This window comes from Halobacillus trueperi, from assembly GCF_003386945.1.
GTDB classification, from domain to species: Bacteria; Bacillota; Bacilli; order Bacillales; family Halobacillaceae; genus Halobacillus; species Halobacillus aidingensis.
This window is the reverse complement of sequence record NZ_QUAE01000022.1, coordinates 18,698-33,368: the sequence shown is the minus strand read 5'-3', so window position 1 is coordinate 33,368 and position 14,671 is coordinate 18,698. Positions and strand designations below refer to the sequence as shown.

The following is a 14,671-nucleotide window of genomic DNA, read 5'->3' as shown; positions in this document are numbered from 1 at the left end:
AATGGAAGATGAGGTGTTTGCATGCAAATACTTGAAAAAGCTCCTGCGAAAATTAATTTGTCTCTTGATGCTTTACATAAACGTGCAGACGGGTTTCATGAAGTAGAGATGGTCATGACAACTGTCGATCTTGCCGATCGCATTGAATTGACCCTCCTCTCTGACGATGAAATCAAAGTGGAATCGGAAAGCCGTTTTGTCCCGAATGATGAGCGTAACTTAGCCTACCGTGCGGCCCAATTGTTGAAAGATCGTTTCCGCGTGACTCAGGGGGTAAAAATCTTTATTGAAAAGAACATCCCTGTAGCTGCTGGGCTTGCAGGAGGCAGCAGTGATGCTGCAGCTGTCCTACGAGGTGTGAACCGGATGTGGGGGTTAGGTTTGAGCATGGATGAATTAGCTGAACTAGGATCGGAAATTGGTTCGGATGTGTCCTTCTGTGTGTATGGAGGAACGGCACTTGCGACCGGCCGCGGAGAAAAAATCCAACACCTTCCTGCCCCTCCTCCATGTTGGGTGGTCCTTTCCAAACCTACGCTTGGTGTATCGACCCAGTCGGTCTATAAGAACCTTGATTTGAGTGCTGCTCAGCATCCGAATACGGAAGCCATGGTAGAAGCTTTGAAAAAAGGAGACTACTACGGCATTTGTAAGAACGTCGGCAATACACTTGAGGGTGTGACGCTTCAGATGCATGAGGAAGTCGGTCAAATCAAAGAGCAGATGAAACAAGCAGGAGCTGATGCTGTTCTCATGAGTGGAAGTGGCCCCACCGTCTTTTCCCTCGTTGAACACGATGCACGGGCCCAAAGAATCTATAACAGTTTAAAGGGCTTTTGTACGGAAGTTTTCATGGTTCGTATGCTCGGATACAGAGAACCACTTGATAAATAACGTACGAATTTGTTATATTTAATGAAAACATTCGGATTTAGAGGTGTCTTTGTATGAAAAGAAGCGAAAGACTTGTCGCCATGACTCATTATATTCTAGATCGACCACGAGAGCTTATTTCTCTTCCTTTTTTCTCAGAAAAGTATGATGCTGCGAAATCATCTATCAGTGAAGATTTAGGAATCGTCAACAAAATGTTCCAACATGAGGGAATCGGCTATTTAGAGACGGTTTCTGGAGCAGCAGGGGGAGTGAAATATATCCCTGCTTTCTCAAAAGAAGAAAGCCATCGTTTCGTTGAAGAGTTATGTGAGAAGCTGGAGGATCCTGCGAGACTCCTCCCGGGTGGCTATTTATTTATGAGTGACTTGCTCGGTGATCCGGAAACGACGCGTAACATCGGCAAACTGTTCGCTTCTGCTTTTCGTGATAAAGACATCGATGTGGTGATGACGGTAGCAACGAAAGGGATTCCTCTCGCTTACGCTGTCGCTTCCTACTTGAACGTTCCCGTAGTGATTGCGAGAAGAGATCCGAAAATTTCCGAAGGATCAACGGTGAGCATTAATTACGTTTCCGGTTCGACACGGAAGATTCAAACAATGGTTTTAACGAAGAGATCTCTTCCTCAAGGATCAAGGGTATGCATCATTGATGATTTCATGAAAGCTGGTGGAACCATTAATGGAATGCGGAACTTATTAATGGAATTTGATGCTGAATTGGCAGGAATCGGTGTACTTGCTGAAGCAGAAGACGAAGAGGAAGATCGTGTTGTGGATGATTATTTATCGGTTGTGCAGATCATTAATGCAGATGAACGTAAATCCTCCATCGAAGTCCGACCTGGAAACTTGTTAGAAAATATATAAAAAATATGTTTTGAAAAGAGCCCTCATCCTTTTGTATGAGGGCTTTTTTCATGGTTTCACACTCGAATATACAGAATCAAAAAATTTTTTAGAAAAATTAGCAGGATTTTTTCCCGTTTTGTGGAATTTGTCTTACATAAGTTCTTTTGTATAAAAGGTGGTGAATCTAATGGAAGTAACTGACGTAAGACTGCGACGCGTGAATACTGATGGAAGAATGCGAGCAATTGCTTCTATTACCTTGGACCAGGAGTTTGTTGTCCATGACATACGGGTGATTGATGGCAACAATGGACTGTTCGTGGCGATGCCGAGCAAACGCACTCCGGATGGGGAGTTTCGTGACATTGCACACCCGATTAATTCAGGTACTCGTGGAAAGATCCAGGACGCTGTACTTGAAGCTTATCACCGTGCTGGTGATGAGGAAGAAGCTGAGGTGGAATTCGAAGAAGCCGGCGCTTCCTAATACTTACGCACAACACGAGTCTAACCGAACCAGGTTAGACTCTTTTTTTAATGCTAGAGCTTGGTGGGATTTCCGTCCGTGTTCCTCCTCTAAATGTTGAAATACGTGTTGTATTGAGATATGATTCAAAGTGGATATTTAGGATGGAGGTACGTTCATGACTAATAGATATGCTGTCGTTCTAGCCGCTGGCCAAGGTACACGTATGAAGTCTAAACTTTATAAGGTTTTGCATCCCGTATGTGGAAAGCCGATGGTTCAGCACGTTGTCGACCAGTTGAATACATTAGATTTGCAAGAGTTGATCACCGTTGTAGGTTTTGGCGCTGAAAAAGTCCAGGAACAGCTTGGTGAGGATAGTCATTATGTCATCCAGGAGGAGCAGTTGGGAACAGGCCACGCTGTTTTGCAAGCGGATGATATTTTGGCTGATAAAGAAGGGACGACCGTGGTTGTCTGTGGCGATACGCCGTTATTGACAGGGGAAACGCTTCAAAAGCTCCTGGATCATCATGATGCAGAAGGAGCGAAGGCGACGGTTCTGACGGCACATGCCGAAGATCCGCATGGGTACGGACGTGTCATCCGTGGCGGAAATGGCCAGGTGGAACGAATCGTTGAGCAAAAAGATGCCTCTGATGAAGAACAGGCGATTCAAGAAATCAATACAGGTACGTATTGTTTTGATAATGCTATGTTGTTTGATGCACTTAAAAACGTCTCCAATGATAATGTTCAGGGCGAATATTACCTGCCAGATGTCATTGAAATCCTGAAAGGTCAGGGCGAAACAATCAGTGCTTATCAAACACCGGAGTTTTCGGAATCTCTTGGCGTTAACGATCGTGTGGCGTTGTCAAAAGCAGAAAAGCTAATGAAACAACGGATTAACGAGCAACATATGAGAAATGGGGTTACACTTGTCGATCCTGAACAAACGTATATCGGTCCAGATGTGACCATAGGAAGAGATGTTGTCATCTATCCTGGAAGCGTTTTGGAAGGGTCAACGACCATTGAAGATGATGCTCTTATCGGGCCACATACGACGATTACAAACAGTTACGTGGGTAGTGAGACGACCATTAAACAGAGTGTCGCTGCTGATAGTAAAATCGGCTCCCGTGTCCAGATTGGGCCTTTTGCTCACATTCGTCCGCAATCTTCTTTAGGCGACGATGTGAAAGTCGGAAACTTTGTGGAAGTGAAAAAAGCCTCCTTCGGCGATGGAAGCAAAGCTTCTCACTTAAGTTATATCGGGGATGCTGAGGTTGGAAGTGGTGTCAACATCGGTTGTGGAACCATCACGGTGAACTACGATGGAGAGAACAAGCATCTGACGACGATTGGAGATGATGCATTCATCGGATGCAATTCCAACTTGATTGCTCCTGTCACCGTAGGAAAAGGTGCTTATGTAGCTGCGGGCTCTACAATTAACCAGGATGTCCCGTCCGAGGCTTTGTCGATTGCCCGTTCCCGTCAGACGAACAAAGAAGGCTATGCAAGTAAAATGAAATCGATCAAAAAAGATTAACGGAGGGTTCCATCCATGGCAACTGGATATAAGGATTCAAAACTGAAAGTATTCTCACTCAACTCAAATCCTGAGTTAGCGAAAGAGATTGCTGATAACATCGGAGTCGAGCTAGGTAAATGTACAGTCACGAGCTTTAGTGACGGAGAGATTCAAATCAACATTGAAGAAAGTATCCGTGGGTGTGATGTATATGTTGTCCAATCCACATGTGAGCCTGTCAACCAACACATCATGGAACTCCTAATCATGATCGATGCTTTGAAACGTGCGTCAGCAAAATCAATCAATATTGTCATGCCTTATTATGGCTATGCACGACAAGACAGAAAAGCGCGTGCCCGTGAGCCGATTACAGCGAAATTGATTGCTGATCTGCTTGAAACGGCAGGAGCTTCCCGCGTATTGATGCTTGATCTGCACGCACCGCAAATTCAAGGATTCTTTAACTTGCCGATCGATCACCTTGTTGGTGTTCCAATTCTATCCGACTATTTTGAGGAGAAGAACTTTGAGGATGTTGTCATCGTTTCTCCTGACCATGGAGGCGTAACACGTGCGCGTAAGATGGCGGATCGTCTAAAAGCCCCTATAGCTATCATTGATAAGCGCCGTCCACGTCCAAACGTTGCCGAAGTCATGAACATCGTCGGTAACATCGAAGGCAAGACCGCGATTTTAATCGATGATATTATTGATACGGCGGGTACCATTACACTGGCGGCCAACGCTCTTGTCGAGAACGGCGCCAAAGAAGTGTTTGCTTGTTGTACGCACCCTGTCTTATCTGGGCCTGCTATCGAGCGTATCGATAATTCAAAAATTAAAGAGCTTGTGGTTACAAACACGATTCCACTTGGCGAAGAGAAATCAAGCGAGAAAATTACAGAGCTGTCTGTAGCTGGCTTGATCAGTGAAGCCATTGTCCGTGTCCATGAACGTCAATCCATTAGTATTTTATTTGATTAATTTTGAATAATTAGGTTTAACTCTTGTTTTTAACGGGAAACTGGAATAATGATTGGTAAATTACTGGAGGTTGATTAATTTGGCTATTACATTAAAAGCAAATCAAAGACAAAATCTCAAGCAATCTGTAACCCGTGAACTTCGCCTGGAAGGTAACATTCCTAGTGTCGTATACGGGAAGGATAAAGAACCGATCACGGTTGCTGTTAACAGCATAGAGTTACTTAAAACCGTTCGTGATGAAGGTAAGAACGCAATTATCTCCCTTGATATTGATGGAAAAGACACCGTAGATGTCATGTTGCATGAATATCAAGTCGATCCATTGAAAGATGAATTGATCCACGCAGACTTCTATGTTGTAAACATGTCTGAGGAAATGGATGTCGAAGTTCCTGTCCATTTAGAAGGTGAAGCGGTAGGAAGTAAAGAGGGCGGCGTCGTCCAGCAGCCGCTTTACGATTTGGCTGTCCGTGCGAAGCCACGCGATATTCCTGAGGAAATCGTTGTTGACATTTCAGAATTGAATATCGGTGACAGCATCATGGTTGGTGACTTGAAAGAGTCAAGAAACTATGAGATTACCGAAGATGAAAATACGACGATTGTATCCGTTACTCCTCCGGAAGAAATGCCGGAAGACGAGCCGGATACAGATTCTGATGCTGAACCTGAAGTCATTAATGAGAAATCAGAGGATGCAGAAGAAGATTCCGAAGAAAAAGAACAGTAATGGGAAACACACAAAGGGCGTGGCCGAGCAGGCGCGCCCTTTTTAATCGTTCATCCTTTATATTCCTTTCCTGTAGGCATAAGCCAATCAATGGTGTTAAAGAAGCTTTAAACTGTTGATGGGCTTATGCTATTGTTGTACCAGTTTCGCTGTCCTGCGGTTAAGAACCCGGGTTATGGGGATTGTATAAACGGACGACAGATTAGGAGTAAGTTTTTGCATGTATGGAACGCATTTTGACATCTTTCCGCGTTTCCTTTTGATATAATGAATCAATAGTATAAAGACAGAAAAGGAAGTTATGTATGAAGTGTATTGTAGGACTTGGAAATCCAGGGAAAAAGTACGAAGAGACCCGTCACAATATCGGGTTTATGATTATAGATGAATTGGCTTCACGAAATCAGTGGTCCTTGAGTCAGAAAAAATTTAACGGTTTATTTACGATGGAGCGTTTCAACGGGGAGAAAATTATCCTTTTGAAACCCCAAACGTACATGAATTTATCCGGTGAAGCACTAAGGCCTTTGATGGAATTTTATGATATCGATATTGAAGATGTATTGGTGATCTATGATGACTTGGATTTGCCACCAGGGAAGATTCGTTTACGGAAAAAAGGCGGCCATGGCGGGCATAATGGCATTCGCAATATTATCGACCAGCTGGGAACAAAAGAATTCAAACGGCTGCGTGTCGGTGTTGGTCGTCCGGAAGGTTCAAAAACGGTCATCGATCATGTGTTAGGTGGCTTCTCTAAAGAAGAACAAGGGCCAGTAGAAGAAAGCATTGATCATGCGGTCAAAGCTTGTGAAGCATGGATAGAAAAACCGTTTAACGAAGTGATGAATGATTTTAATGTGAAGTGACGGGATTACTGTGTTCGTATAACAGTCCCGAATGACGGTAAAACTATCTACCATCAACCCCTCAAGGAGGATGGAAATGAAAATACGTTATTTTTGCCGTCATTGTGAAAATCAGGTCGGAGAATTAGATGCGAAACATGTGGATGTGTCCCAGTTGGGCTTTGATATCTTAAATGATCAGGACCAAGAGCAAATGGTTCATATGACAGCGAGCGGCGACATGGACATTCGAACCATTTGTGACTCGTGCAAAGAATCATTAGACGACAATCCACATTACCATGAGCTAGACTTTTTTATACAGTAAATCTTGGTTTCTGAATCGATCGGAAATCTGGGTGGTGGAGGAATTCGTTATGCAAGGTATTAAGGATTATTTATTTCCGCAGGATGATGTTCATTCTGTTGTCGAAGGCTTTAAATCGGGGATGAAAGAACAGATGGTGGCCGGATTGTCCGGGGCTTCAAGAAGTTTAATGGTTTCCATGCTTCAAGAGTCCTTGGAACGACCGGTCATCATCGTGACTCATCAACTGATTCAAGCGCAACAATTGTATGAGGATATGCAAGAATTGACCGATGCCGAACATGTTCACCTTTATCCGGTCAATGAACTGATCGCATCGGAGATCGCTGTTGCGAGCCCTGAACTGAGAAGTCAGCGTATCGACGCATTAAGTCAGTGGCTGTCTCAGGAAAAAGGGATTCTGATTGCGCCTGTGGCAGCACTAAAACGAATGATGCCACCGAAATCTTACTGGGAGCAAAGTCAGCTCCCTTTTCGTGTTGGGGAAGAAATCAACCTCGACGAATACTTAGAACGCTTGGTGAACATGGGGTATGACCGTACAGAGATGGTGGCCACACCGGGGGAGTTCTCTCTGCGCGGTGGAATCATGGATGTGTATCCACTGACCGCTGAGTTTCCGTATCGGATTGAGTTGTTCGACACTGAAGTGGATTCAATACGAACGTTTGATTCCGAGACGCAACGCTCTCATGACAAACTAGATGCGATCCAAATCGGTCCGGCAACGGAACTGCTGCTCAAGGATGAAGATTTTGCCAGAGCCCATGATCGCCTGGAGAACGCCCTGAGCCATTCCTTGAAGAAACTGACCAAACAGGATGCGAAAGAGACGCTCGCTCAAGTAGTCGAGCATGATTTGGATCTTTTGAAAGCCAAAGAGCATTTCCAGGAAATTTATAAGTACATTGGATACTTCTATGAAGAACCTGTAAGTCTACTAGACTACCTGCCGGAAACGGGTCTTGTCATTCTGGATGAAATGAGCCGGATCCAGGAAACGGCCAATCGTCTCGACCAGGAAGAAGCAGAATGGCACAACAGTATGCTGGAAGCTAACCAGACCGTACGAGAGCTTCATCTATCATTCGACTGGCAGGATGCCTGGATGAAGATCGAGCATCCTCGTCTCTATCTGTCTGTTTTTATGAGGCATATCCCTAATACGCAGCCACAGAATATCGTGAATATCTCGAGTCGTCAGATGCAGCAATTCCATGGGCAGATGAATTTATTAAAAAATGAAATGGATCGCTGGGAAAAGCAGGATTACTCTGTCGTAATCCTCGCTCCCGATGAAAATAGGAAGTCCAAGATCGAAGGTGTGCTTCGTGACTATGATATGGAAGCGGTTATTGCGGAAGGAGACGTCCAGCTTCCATTGGTGAAACCGACCATTATCACAGGCAACATCAGTCATGGGTTCGAATGGCCGATGCATAAGCTTGCGGTCATGACCGAAAATGAGCTGTTCAAAAAAAGGACCGCTAAACCGAAACGTAAACAGAAAATGTCGAACGCCGAGCGGATTAAAAATTATCAGGAATTGAAGGTCGGCGATTATGTCGTCCACGCCAGCCACGGAATCGGGAAATATTTAGGAATTGAAACGCTGAAAATGGGCGGAAACCATAAAGATTTTCTTATGGTCAATTATTCTGGAAATGACAAGTTGTATGTGCCGATCGACCAAATCGATCTGATTCAAAAATACGTGGGTTCGGAAGGGAAAGAGCCGAAAGTTTATAAGCTTGGCGGCAGTGAGTGGAAAAAGGTGAAGAGCCGAGTCCAATCCTCGGTCGAAGATATTGCCGATGATTTGATTCAACTCTATGCCGAACGCGAAGCTTCCAAAGGATTTGCCTTCAGTGAAGATGGAGAAATGCAAAAAGACTTTGAAGCGGCCTTCCCATACGAAGAAACGGAAGATCAAATCCGTTGTATCGAAGAAATCAAATCGGATATGGAACGTGTGCGTCCGATGGATCGTCTGCTTTGTGGAGACGTTGGTTATGGAAAGACAGAAGTCGCGATTCGTGCCGCTTTCAAAGCAATTGTCGATGGGAAACAGGTGGCTTTGCTTGTCCCTACGACGATTCTTGCTCAGCAGCACTATGAGACCCTTCAAGAGCGCTTCCAGGGTTTTGGGATTAACATTGGTCTTATGAGCCGCTTCCGTACGAAAAAGCAGCAGAAGGAAACAACAGATCGTCTGAGGAAAGGCCTCGTAGATGTGGTCGTAGGCACACACCGGATTTTATCCAAAGATATGCAGTTCAAGGACTTAGGATTGTTGATCGTCGATGAAGAACAACGCTTCGGAGTTAAACACAAAGAGAAGATCAAGCAGTTGAAAAACAATGTGGATGTGCTGACGTTGACGGCGACCCCGATCCCGAGAACGTTACACATGTCCATGCTTGGGGTGAGGGACTTGTCTGTCATCGAAACACCTCCTGCCAACCGTTTTCCTATTCAGACGTATGTGCTTGAATACAATCCGATATTCCTTCGGGAAGCGGTGGAACGGGAGATGGCCCGGGGTGGACAGGTATTTTTCCTGTTCAATCGTGTGGAAAACATTGAACGGATGGCTCAGCAAATTGCTGAACTCGTCCCTGAGGCGAGAGTCACTTCTGCCCATGGACAGATGAATGAGACCGAGCTTGAGAATGTTATGTTCTCCTTCCTTGAAGGTGAATTTGATGTGCTCGTCAGTACGACAATCATTGAAACGGGTGTCGACATTCCGAATGTGAACACACTGATCGTTTATGATGCCGATCGTATGGGATTAAGTCAGCTGTATCAACTGCGTGGTCGTGTCGGAAGGTCGAATCGAGTGGCGTATGCGTACTTTACTTATCAAAAGGATAAAGTGCTCACAGAAGTTGCCGAGAAACGATTGCAGGCCATTAAGGAATTCACGGAACTCGGATCCGGATTTAAAATCGCTATGCGTGATTTATCCATCCGGGGAGCGGGAAACCTTCTCGGAGCGCAGCAACACGGATATATCGACTCTGTCGGATTCGATATGTATTCACAGATGCTGAAAGACGCCATCGAAGCGAAAAGACAAGGAAAAGAACCGGAGAATGTCCAGCCATTCCAACCGGAGCTTGATATGATGCTGGATGCGTATATTCCGGATGAATACATCGCTGATGAAAAGCAGAAAATCGACATGTACAAAGTGTTCCAGGCGATTGAAACGATCGAGGATATCCATGACTTGCGAGATGAATTGATTGACCGCTTCGGGGACTATCCGCAAGAGGTTGATAACTTATTCCGCGTTTCCTCTATTCGTCTGCAGGCAAAACGCTCAAGAATTGAGAACGTGACAGAGAAGAAAAAGAAAATCGAAATGTTGATGGAAGCCGAGCAAAGTCAGCAAATTGATGGAACCAAACTGTTCGAATTTGCTAATAAATATGGCCGTATGGTTCAACTGGGAACGGAAGATTCCCGGTTGAAAGTGACCTTTACATGGGACCGTAAGACAGAATTTAAACGATATGAACTTGTTGAAGAGTTTATCAGTAAACTGCCTGAAATGATGAGAGAAGTATCAACCGCTTGATTGTACCTCACCCCTGCATAGGGGTGAGGTTTTTCTTATCTATTCAATTAAATTCAGCATTCATACCTGGTACAAGGTCCATGTCGGCCGGTACCAGGTACAGATAAGAAAGAATGTTATTCCTGGTACAGGGAAAAGCAATGGAGAGGGTATCAGTCCGCTTCGTAGGTGAGATGATCCAGCGTGTCTTGTCTTATGCTTGTCGTGTCTAATCAGTCGCCTCCACATCCGGTGAGATCCAGTTCCTGTGCCTAGCTTCTCGAGGTCATATGCAAATCATCTTTGTGAGGAAAAAGCACCTCACAAAAGATGCTTCGCATATGCTTGTCGAAGCTGCCCAAGGCACCTCCACATTTCAAATCGTCCAGTTCCGGCTCCCAGACACTCGAGACATAAGTCAATCCACTACGTGGAGAAAGTTCGCTCCACTGCGTGTTTTGACTTATGCTTGTCGTGTCTAACCAGTCGCCTCCACATCCGGTGAGATCCAGTTCCGGTGCCTAGCTTCTCGAGGTCATATGCAAATCATCTTTGTGAGGAAAAGCACCTCACAAAAGATGCTTCGCATATGCTTGTCGAAGCTGCCCAAGGCACCTCCACATTTCAAGTTTACATTTTTTATGAAAAAATCCATCCAAAGGGTGTATAGGTTTTTATTGCTGTATCATACTATCTTTAATCACCCGCTTGTTCTGCTTGCGCTTCAACAGGTATAGATAGGCAGTCATCACAGAAAAGGAGGCAGCATAAAGAATGAAAGCAACTGGTATTGTACGACGTATTGATGATTTAGGACGTGTTGTTATCCCGAAAGAGATCCGCCGTACGCTGAGGATCCGTGAAGGTGATCCTTTAGAGATTTTTGTAGACCGTGAAGGTGAAGTCATACTTAAAAAGTATTCACCTATCAGCGAGTTGGGTGATTTTGCAAAAGAGTACGCAGAAGCGCTCAGTGAGTCTTTAGAAGCTCCTGTGTTGATTTGCGATCGTGATGAGTATATAGCGGTGGCGGGAAGTGCGAAAAAGGATTATATGAACCGATCGATCGGGTCTAAGATTGAAGAAGTCATGGATTCTAGAACAATGTCTTTTGAGAAGCATCCGGAGCCGGTTGAATTGACTCGGGGTCAGGAAGAAGATGTGATATCATATCTTATTTATCCTATCATTGCGCAAGGGGATCCCATCGGCTGCGTCGTCGCCTTCAACAAAGAAGGTTCTCCATTGGAAGACGGGGTCAGTAAAGCTGTACAGACAGCCGCTAGTTTTTTAGCCAAACAAATGGAGTAGCAAGTAAGGTCAGATCCGGGCGGGTACGGGGTCTGACCTTTTCCTATGATATAATGAATGTTCTGAATACATATAAATTAGAAAGGGTCCAAAATGACCAAATTACGTTCACGCTCTGTTTTACAAGGGGCATTCATTCTAACACTAGCCGGATTGATCAGTAAGGTGATCAGTGCGGGATATCGAGTCCCGCTTCAAAACTTAACCGGAGATCTTGGCTTTTATGTCTACCAACAAGTGTATCCCATTCTCGGCATCGCTCTTATCCTTGCCTTGTATGGGTTTCCAGCAGCCATTTCGAAAATCGTTTCTGATATCGGCGATGAATCATCCCCTTTATCCATCCCGTCGTTTTACCTACCTGTTTTCTGGTGGGTGATGATGGCATCTGGACTGATTTTTGCTGCTGGATTTCTATCCTCCTCATGGATTGCTTCTGTCATGGGGGATGAAAAATTAACAGCTTCACTAAAGACGGCATTTTCTGTCTTCCTGCTTGTTCCTTTTGTTTCAGTCGTTCGAGGCGCGTTCCAAGGAAAGAATGATATGGGCCCTACAGCTGTATCCCAAATCATCGAACAAGTCTTCAGGGTCGGAATCATTATAGGTTCTGCTGTTTTAGTCATGCGGGGAACAGATGTTTATACAATAGGAATAGGGGCGTCACTAGGTTCAATGGCAGGTGCAGTCGCTGCGTTCTCCGTTCTTTTTTATTGGTTGATGAAAAAGGGGGACATGTGGACATGGCGCAGGTGGGACAAGCAGGTTTCATACAAACGGACAATTTTTCTGCACGGCATCCTTATTTGTTTAAACTATATGCTGCTTTTATCTTTGCAGCTCGTTGATGCCTTGACATTGGTCCCCAATCTCCAAAAAGCAGGGATAGCGCTTGAAGATGCGCGTATGTGGAAAGGGGTATTCGACAGGGGGCAGCCCCTTATTCAATTAGGGACGGTTCTTGCTTCTTCGCTTGCTCTCGCTCTCATTCCTTCTGTCACTAGATCAAGAATGAATCAGAATCCTGGTAAAGTGAAAAAGTCAGTGGTGAGCGCCGTGAAAATGACTGTCTTCCTTTGTGTTGGAGCGACGGCGGGGCTGATTTTCTTATTTCCCGCCATCAATCAATCCTTTTTCCAGGACGATCAAGGAACGAGTGCATTAAGAATTCTGATGCTCGTCATCCTTGGCAGTTCCCTGTCTATTACGCTCTCTTCCATTTTGCAGGGACTTGGTTATATGAAACAAACAGCCATGATGATTGCAGGGGGGCTGATCGTTAAATGGGCTGGAAATACGCTCTTGATTCCTTTTTTGGATTTACACGGAGCAGCAATCGCCTCAGTGATGGCTGTCGCTTTTGTTTTGATCGGAAATATCGTAACCTTAAGACATGAAGTTCCTTGGGGAAAATGGACCAGCCTCCCCTGGAAAGGGATCCTAATCTCTCTTTTAGGAATGTTGTTCGGACTATGGCTGGCTAAAATGCTTGCCTTTCTGGTTTTTGACTTAGATGCAAGATTACCTTTGTTCCTATATACGTTGTCTGTCACAGGATTTGGTGCTTTGGTTTATGCCGTCCTTCTCCTGAGAACGGGCAGCTTCACAAATGAAGAATTACATGTCATACCTTTTCGTAAGGTCGTATGGAAACTTTCGCCGAAAGGAATGGACCAATGAACACCATAACAATCATCGGACTTGGGGCTGCAGATATAGAGCAGCTTCCGCTCGGGATCTACCGTGAATTGACACAAAACCAATCCCATCTCTATGCACGAACTCTCGACCACCCAGTCATTCAAGCCTTGCAAAAAGAAGGGATCACATTTGAAAGTTTTGATTCCGTATATGAATCCCATGATCAATTTGAAGATGTGTACACAGAAATCGTCTCTCGTCTCCTTACCTTTTCTGGTGAACAGGATTTAACCTATGTCGTACCTGGGCATCCTATGCTTGCTGAACGAACGGTTCAATTGCTGATTCAAGCGAGGGACAGAGGAGAAGTTTCCCTTGATATCAAAGGCGGCCAAAGTTTTCTTGATGCCACGTTCACCGCGCTTGAAATTGACCCGATTGAGGGGTTTCAATTTGTAGACGCTACAGATTTGAAACGAGAAGAGCTTCAGTTTTTGAACCATCTCATCCTCTGCCAGGTATACGATTCTTTAGTCGCATCGGAAGTGAAATTGACATTGCTGGAAGATTTACCAGCCGATTATCCTGTAACCATAGTCACAGCTGCAGGAAGTGAACATGAAAAGATTACGACGGTCCCTCTGGAAGAGCTGGACCGCCGTGTGGAAGTGAATAATTTAACGAGTGTTTATATCCCGCCTGTCAAAAAAGAGGCTCTCAATCACCAATTCTTCCGCCTGAGAGAAGTCATCAAGATTCTGAGGAGTCCGGAAGGCTGTCCTTGGGATCGCAAACAGACGCACGAATCACTAAGGAAATACATGATTGAAGAAGCGTATGAGTTTATTGATGCCGTCAACCGTATGGACGACGACCATATGGTAGAAGAGCTTGGAGATGTGCTGCTTCAAGTCATGCTGCACAGCCAAATTGGGGAAGATGAAGGATATTTTACAATCGACGACGTAATAGTATCCATAACGGAAAAAATGATTCGCAGGCATCCTCATGTGTTCGGTGAAATCACAGTGGATTCCTCAGATGAAGTGGTCACCAACTGGGAAGCCATTAAAGCAGAGGAAAAAGGGGAACAGCCTGATTCCATTCTTGATTCGGTTCCCGAAAGTTTTCCCGCCCTCCTTCAAGCAGAAGAGTTGCAGAAAAAAGCGGCTAAAGTGGGATTCGACTGGGATACCGTTGCTCCTGTCATTGAAAAAGTGGAAGAAGAGTGGCAGGAATTTAAGGAAGCACGCGACTCCGGAGACCGTGAAGAGATGGAAAAAGAATTCGGAGATTGGCTGTTTACGATCGCTAATCTTGCAAGGCACTACAAGATCAGTAGTGAAAATGCGCTTCAGCGGACGAACCGTAAATTCAGGACCCGTCTTTCATCCATGGAAAAGGATGCCCTCGCAGAAGGACGCCAATTAAAAGATTATGATTTAGATTCATTAGAGGAATTGTGGGTAAAAGCGAAAGCAAAACATAAAGGAGCGGAATGACA

At 44.8% G+C, this 14,671-nt stretch carries 12 protein-coding genes; all 12 read left to right on the top strand.

The window, feature by feature from the left end; genetic code table 11:
* Positions 1–21: 21 nt before the first annotated feature.
* Complete coding sequence (ispE, locus tag DYE48_RS17900) at positions 22–894, top strand: 4-(cytidine 5'-diphospho)-2-C-methyl-D-erythritol kinase (RefSeq protein ID WP_089654601.1); 873 nt, start codon at positions 22–24, stop codon at positions 892–894.
* A gap of 53 nt (positions 895–947) precedes the next feature.
* Positions 948–1,766: a pur operon repressor gene (gene purR / locus DYE48_RS17895; protein WP_115824775.1), complete on the top strand. Its 819-nt coding sequence runs from the start codon at positions 948–950 to the stop codon at positions 1,764–1,766.
* A 169-nt stretch (positions 1,767–1,935) separates the two neighbouring features.
* On the top strand, positions 1,936–2,235 hold the full coding sequence (gene spoVG, locus DYE48_RS17890; RefSeq protein ID WP_075038302.1) for a septation regulator SpoVG: 300 nt from the start codon (positions 1,936–1,938) through the stop codon (positions 2,233–2,235).
* Between the two features lie 157 nt (positions 2,236–2,392).
* Complete coding sequence (glmU, locus tag DYE48_RS17885) at positions 2,393–3,772, top strand: bifunctional UDP-N-acetylglucosamine diphosphorylase/glucosamine-1-phosphate N-acetyltransferase GlmU (protein ID WP_115824774.1); 1,380 nt, start codon at positions 2,393–2,395, stop codon at positions 3,770–3,772.
* 15 nt (positions 3,773–3,787) lie between these two features.
* Positions 3,788–4,741: a ribose-phosphate diphosphokinase gene (locus DYE48_RS17880; protein WP_089654598.1), complete on the top strand. Its 954-nt coding sequence runs from the start codon at positions 3,788–3,790 to the stop codon at positions 4,739–4,741.
* A 79-nt stretch (positions 4,742–4,820) separates the two neighbouring features.
* The gene (locus tag DYE48_RS17875; protein ID WP_115824773.1) at positions 4,821–5,474 is read left to right on the top strand and encodes a 50S ribosomal protein L25/general stress protein Ctc; all 654 of its coding nucleotides are present in this window, start codon (positions 4,821–4,823) and stop codon (positions 5,472–5,474) included.
* Positions 5,475–5,779: 305 nt separating this feature from the next.
* Positions 5,780–6,343: an aminoacyl-tRNA hydrolase gene (pth, locus tag DYE48_RS17870; RefSeq protein ID WP_115824772.1), complete on the top strand. Its 564-nt coding sequence runs from the start codon at positions 5,780–5,782 to the stop codon at positions 6,341–6,343.
* 76 nt (positions 6,344–6,419) lie between these two features.
* Entirely contained in the window at positions 6,420–6,650 is a 231-nt protein-coding gene (gene fin / locus DYE48_RS17865) for an anti-sigma-F factor Fin (protein WP_115824771.1), read from the top strand.
* A 49-nt stretch (positions 6,651–6,699) separates the two neighbouring features.
* A complete protein-coding gene (gene mfd, locus DYE48_RS17860) occupies positions 6,700–10,236 on the top strand; it encodes a transcription-repair coupling factor (protein WP_115824770.1) in 3,537 nt (1,178 codons plus the stop codon).
* Positions 10,237–10,989: 753 nt separating this feature from the next.
* Positions 10,990–11,526: a stage V sporulation protein T gene (gene spoVT / locus DYE48_RS17855; protein ID WP_089654593.1), complete on the top strand. Its 537-nt coding sequence runs from the start codon at positions 10,990–10,992 to the stop codon at positions 11,524–11,526.
* Between the two features lie 93 nt (positions 11,527–11,619).
* On the top strand, positions 11,620–13,206 hold the full coding sequence (locus tag DYE48_RS17850; protein WP_115824769.1) for a putative polysaccharide biosynthesis protein: 1,587 nt from the start codon (positions 11,620–11,622) through the stop codon (positions 13,204–13,206).
* On the top strand, positions 13,203–14,669 hold the full coding sequence (gene yabN / locus DYE48_RS17845; RefSeq protein ID WP_115824768.1) for a bifunctional methyltransferase/pyrophosphohydrolase YabN: 1,467 nt from the start codon (positions 13,203–13,205) through the stop codon (positions 14,667–14,669). Before DYE48_RS17850 ends, yabN begins: the two co-directional genes overlap by 4 nt.
* Positions 14,670–14,671: the final 2 nt, after the last annotated feature.

Excerpts from the sequence above, each read along its gene's own strand:
- fin (WP_115824771.1), top strand. The coding sequence starts at position 6,420 with ATGAAAATACGTTATTTTTGCCGTCATTGTGAAAATCAGGTCGGAGAA.
- DYE48_RS17880 (WP_089654598.1), top strand. The coding sequence starts at position 3,788 with ATGGCAACTGGATATAAGGATTCAAAACTGAAAGTATTCTCACTCAAC.
- pth (WP_115824772.1), top strand. The coding sequence starts at position 5,780 with ATGAAGTGTATTGTAGGACTTGGAAATCCAGGGAAAAAGTACGAAGAG.
- purR (WP_115824775.1), top strand. The coding sequence starts at position 948 with ATGAAAAGAAGCGAAAGACTTGTCGCCATGACTCATTATATTCTAGAT.
- ispE (WP_089654601.1), top strand. The coding sequence starts at position 22 with ATGCAAATACTTGAAAAAGCTCCTGCGAAAATTAATTTGTCTCTTGAT.
- mfd (WP_115824770.1), top strand. The coding sequence starts at position 6,700 with ATGCAAGGTATTAAGGATTATTTATTTCCGCAGGATGATGTTCATTCT.
- spoVG (WP_075038302.1), top strand. The coding sequence starts at position 1,936 with ATGGAAGTAACTGACGTAAGACTGCGACGCGTGAATACTGATGGAAGA.
- spoVT (WP_089654593.1), top strand. The coding sequence starts at position 10,990 with ATGAAAGCAACTGGTATTGTACGACGTATTGATGATTTAGGACGTGTT.
- DYE48_RS17850 (WP_115824769.1), top strand. The coding sequence starts at position 11,620 with ATGACCAAATTACGTTCACGCTCTGTTTTACAAGGGGCATTCATTCTA.
- glmU (WP_115824774.1), top strand. The coding sequence starts at position 2,393 with ATGACTAATAGATATGCTGTCGTTCTAGCCGCTGGCCAAGGTACACGT.
- yabN (WP_115824768.1), top strand. The coding sequence starts at position 13,203 with ATGAACACCATAACAATCATCGGACTTGGGGCTGCAGATATAGAGCAG.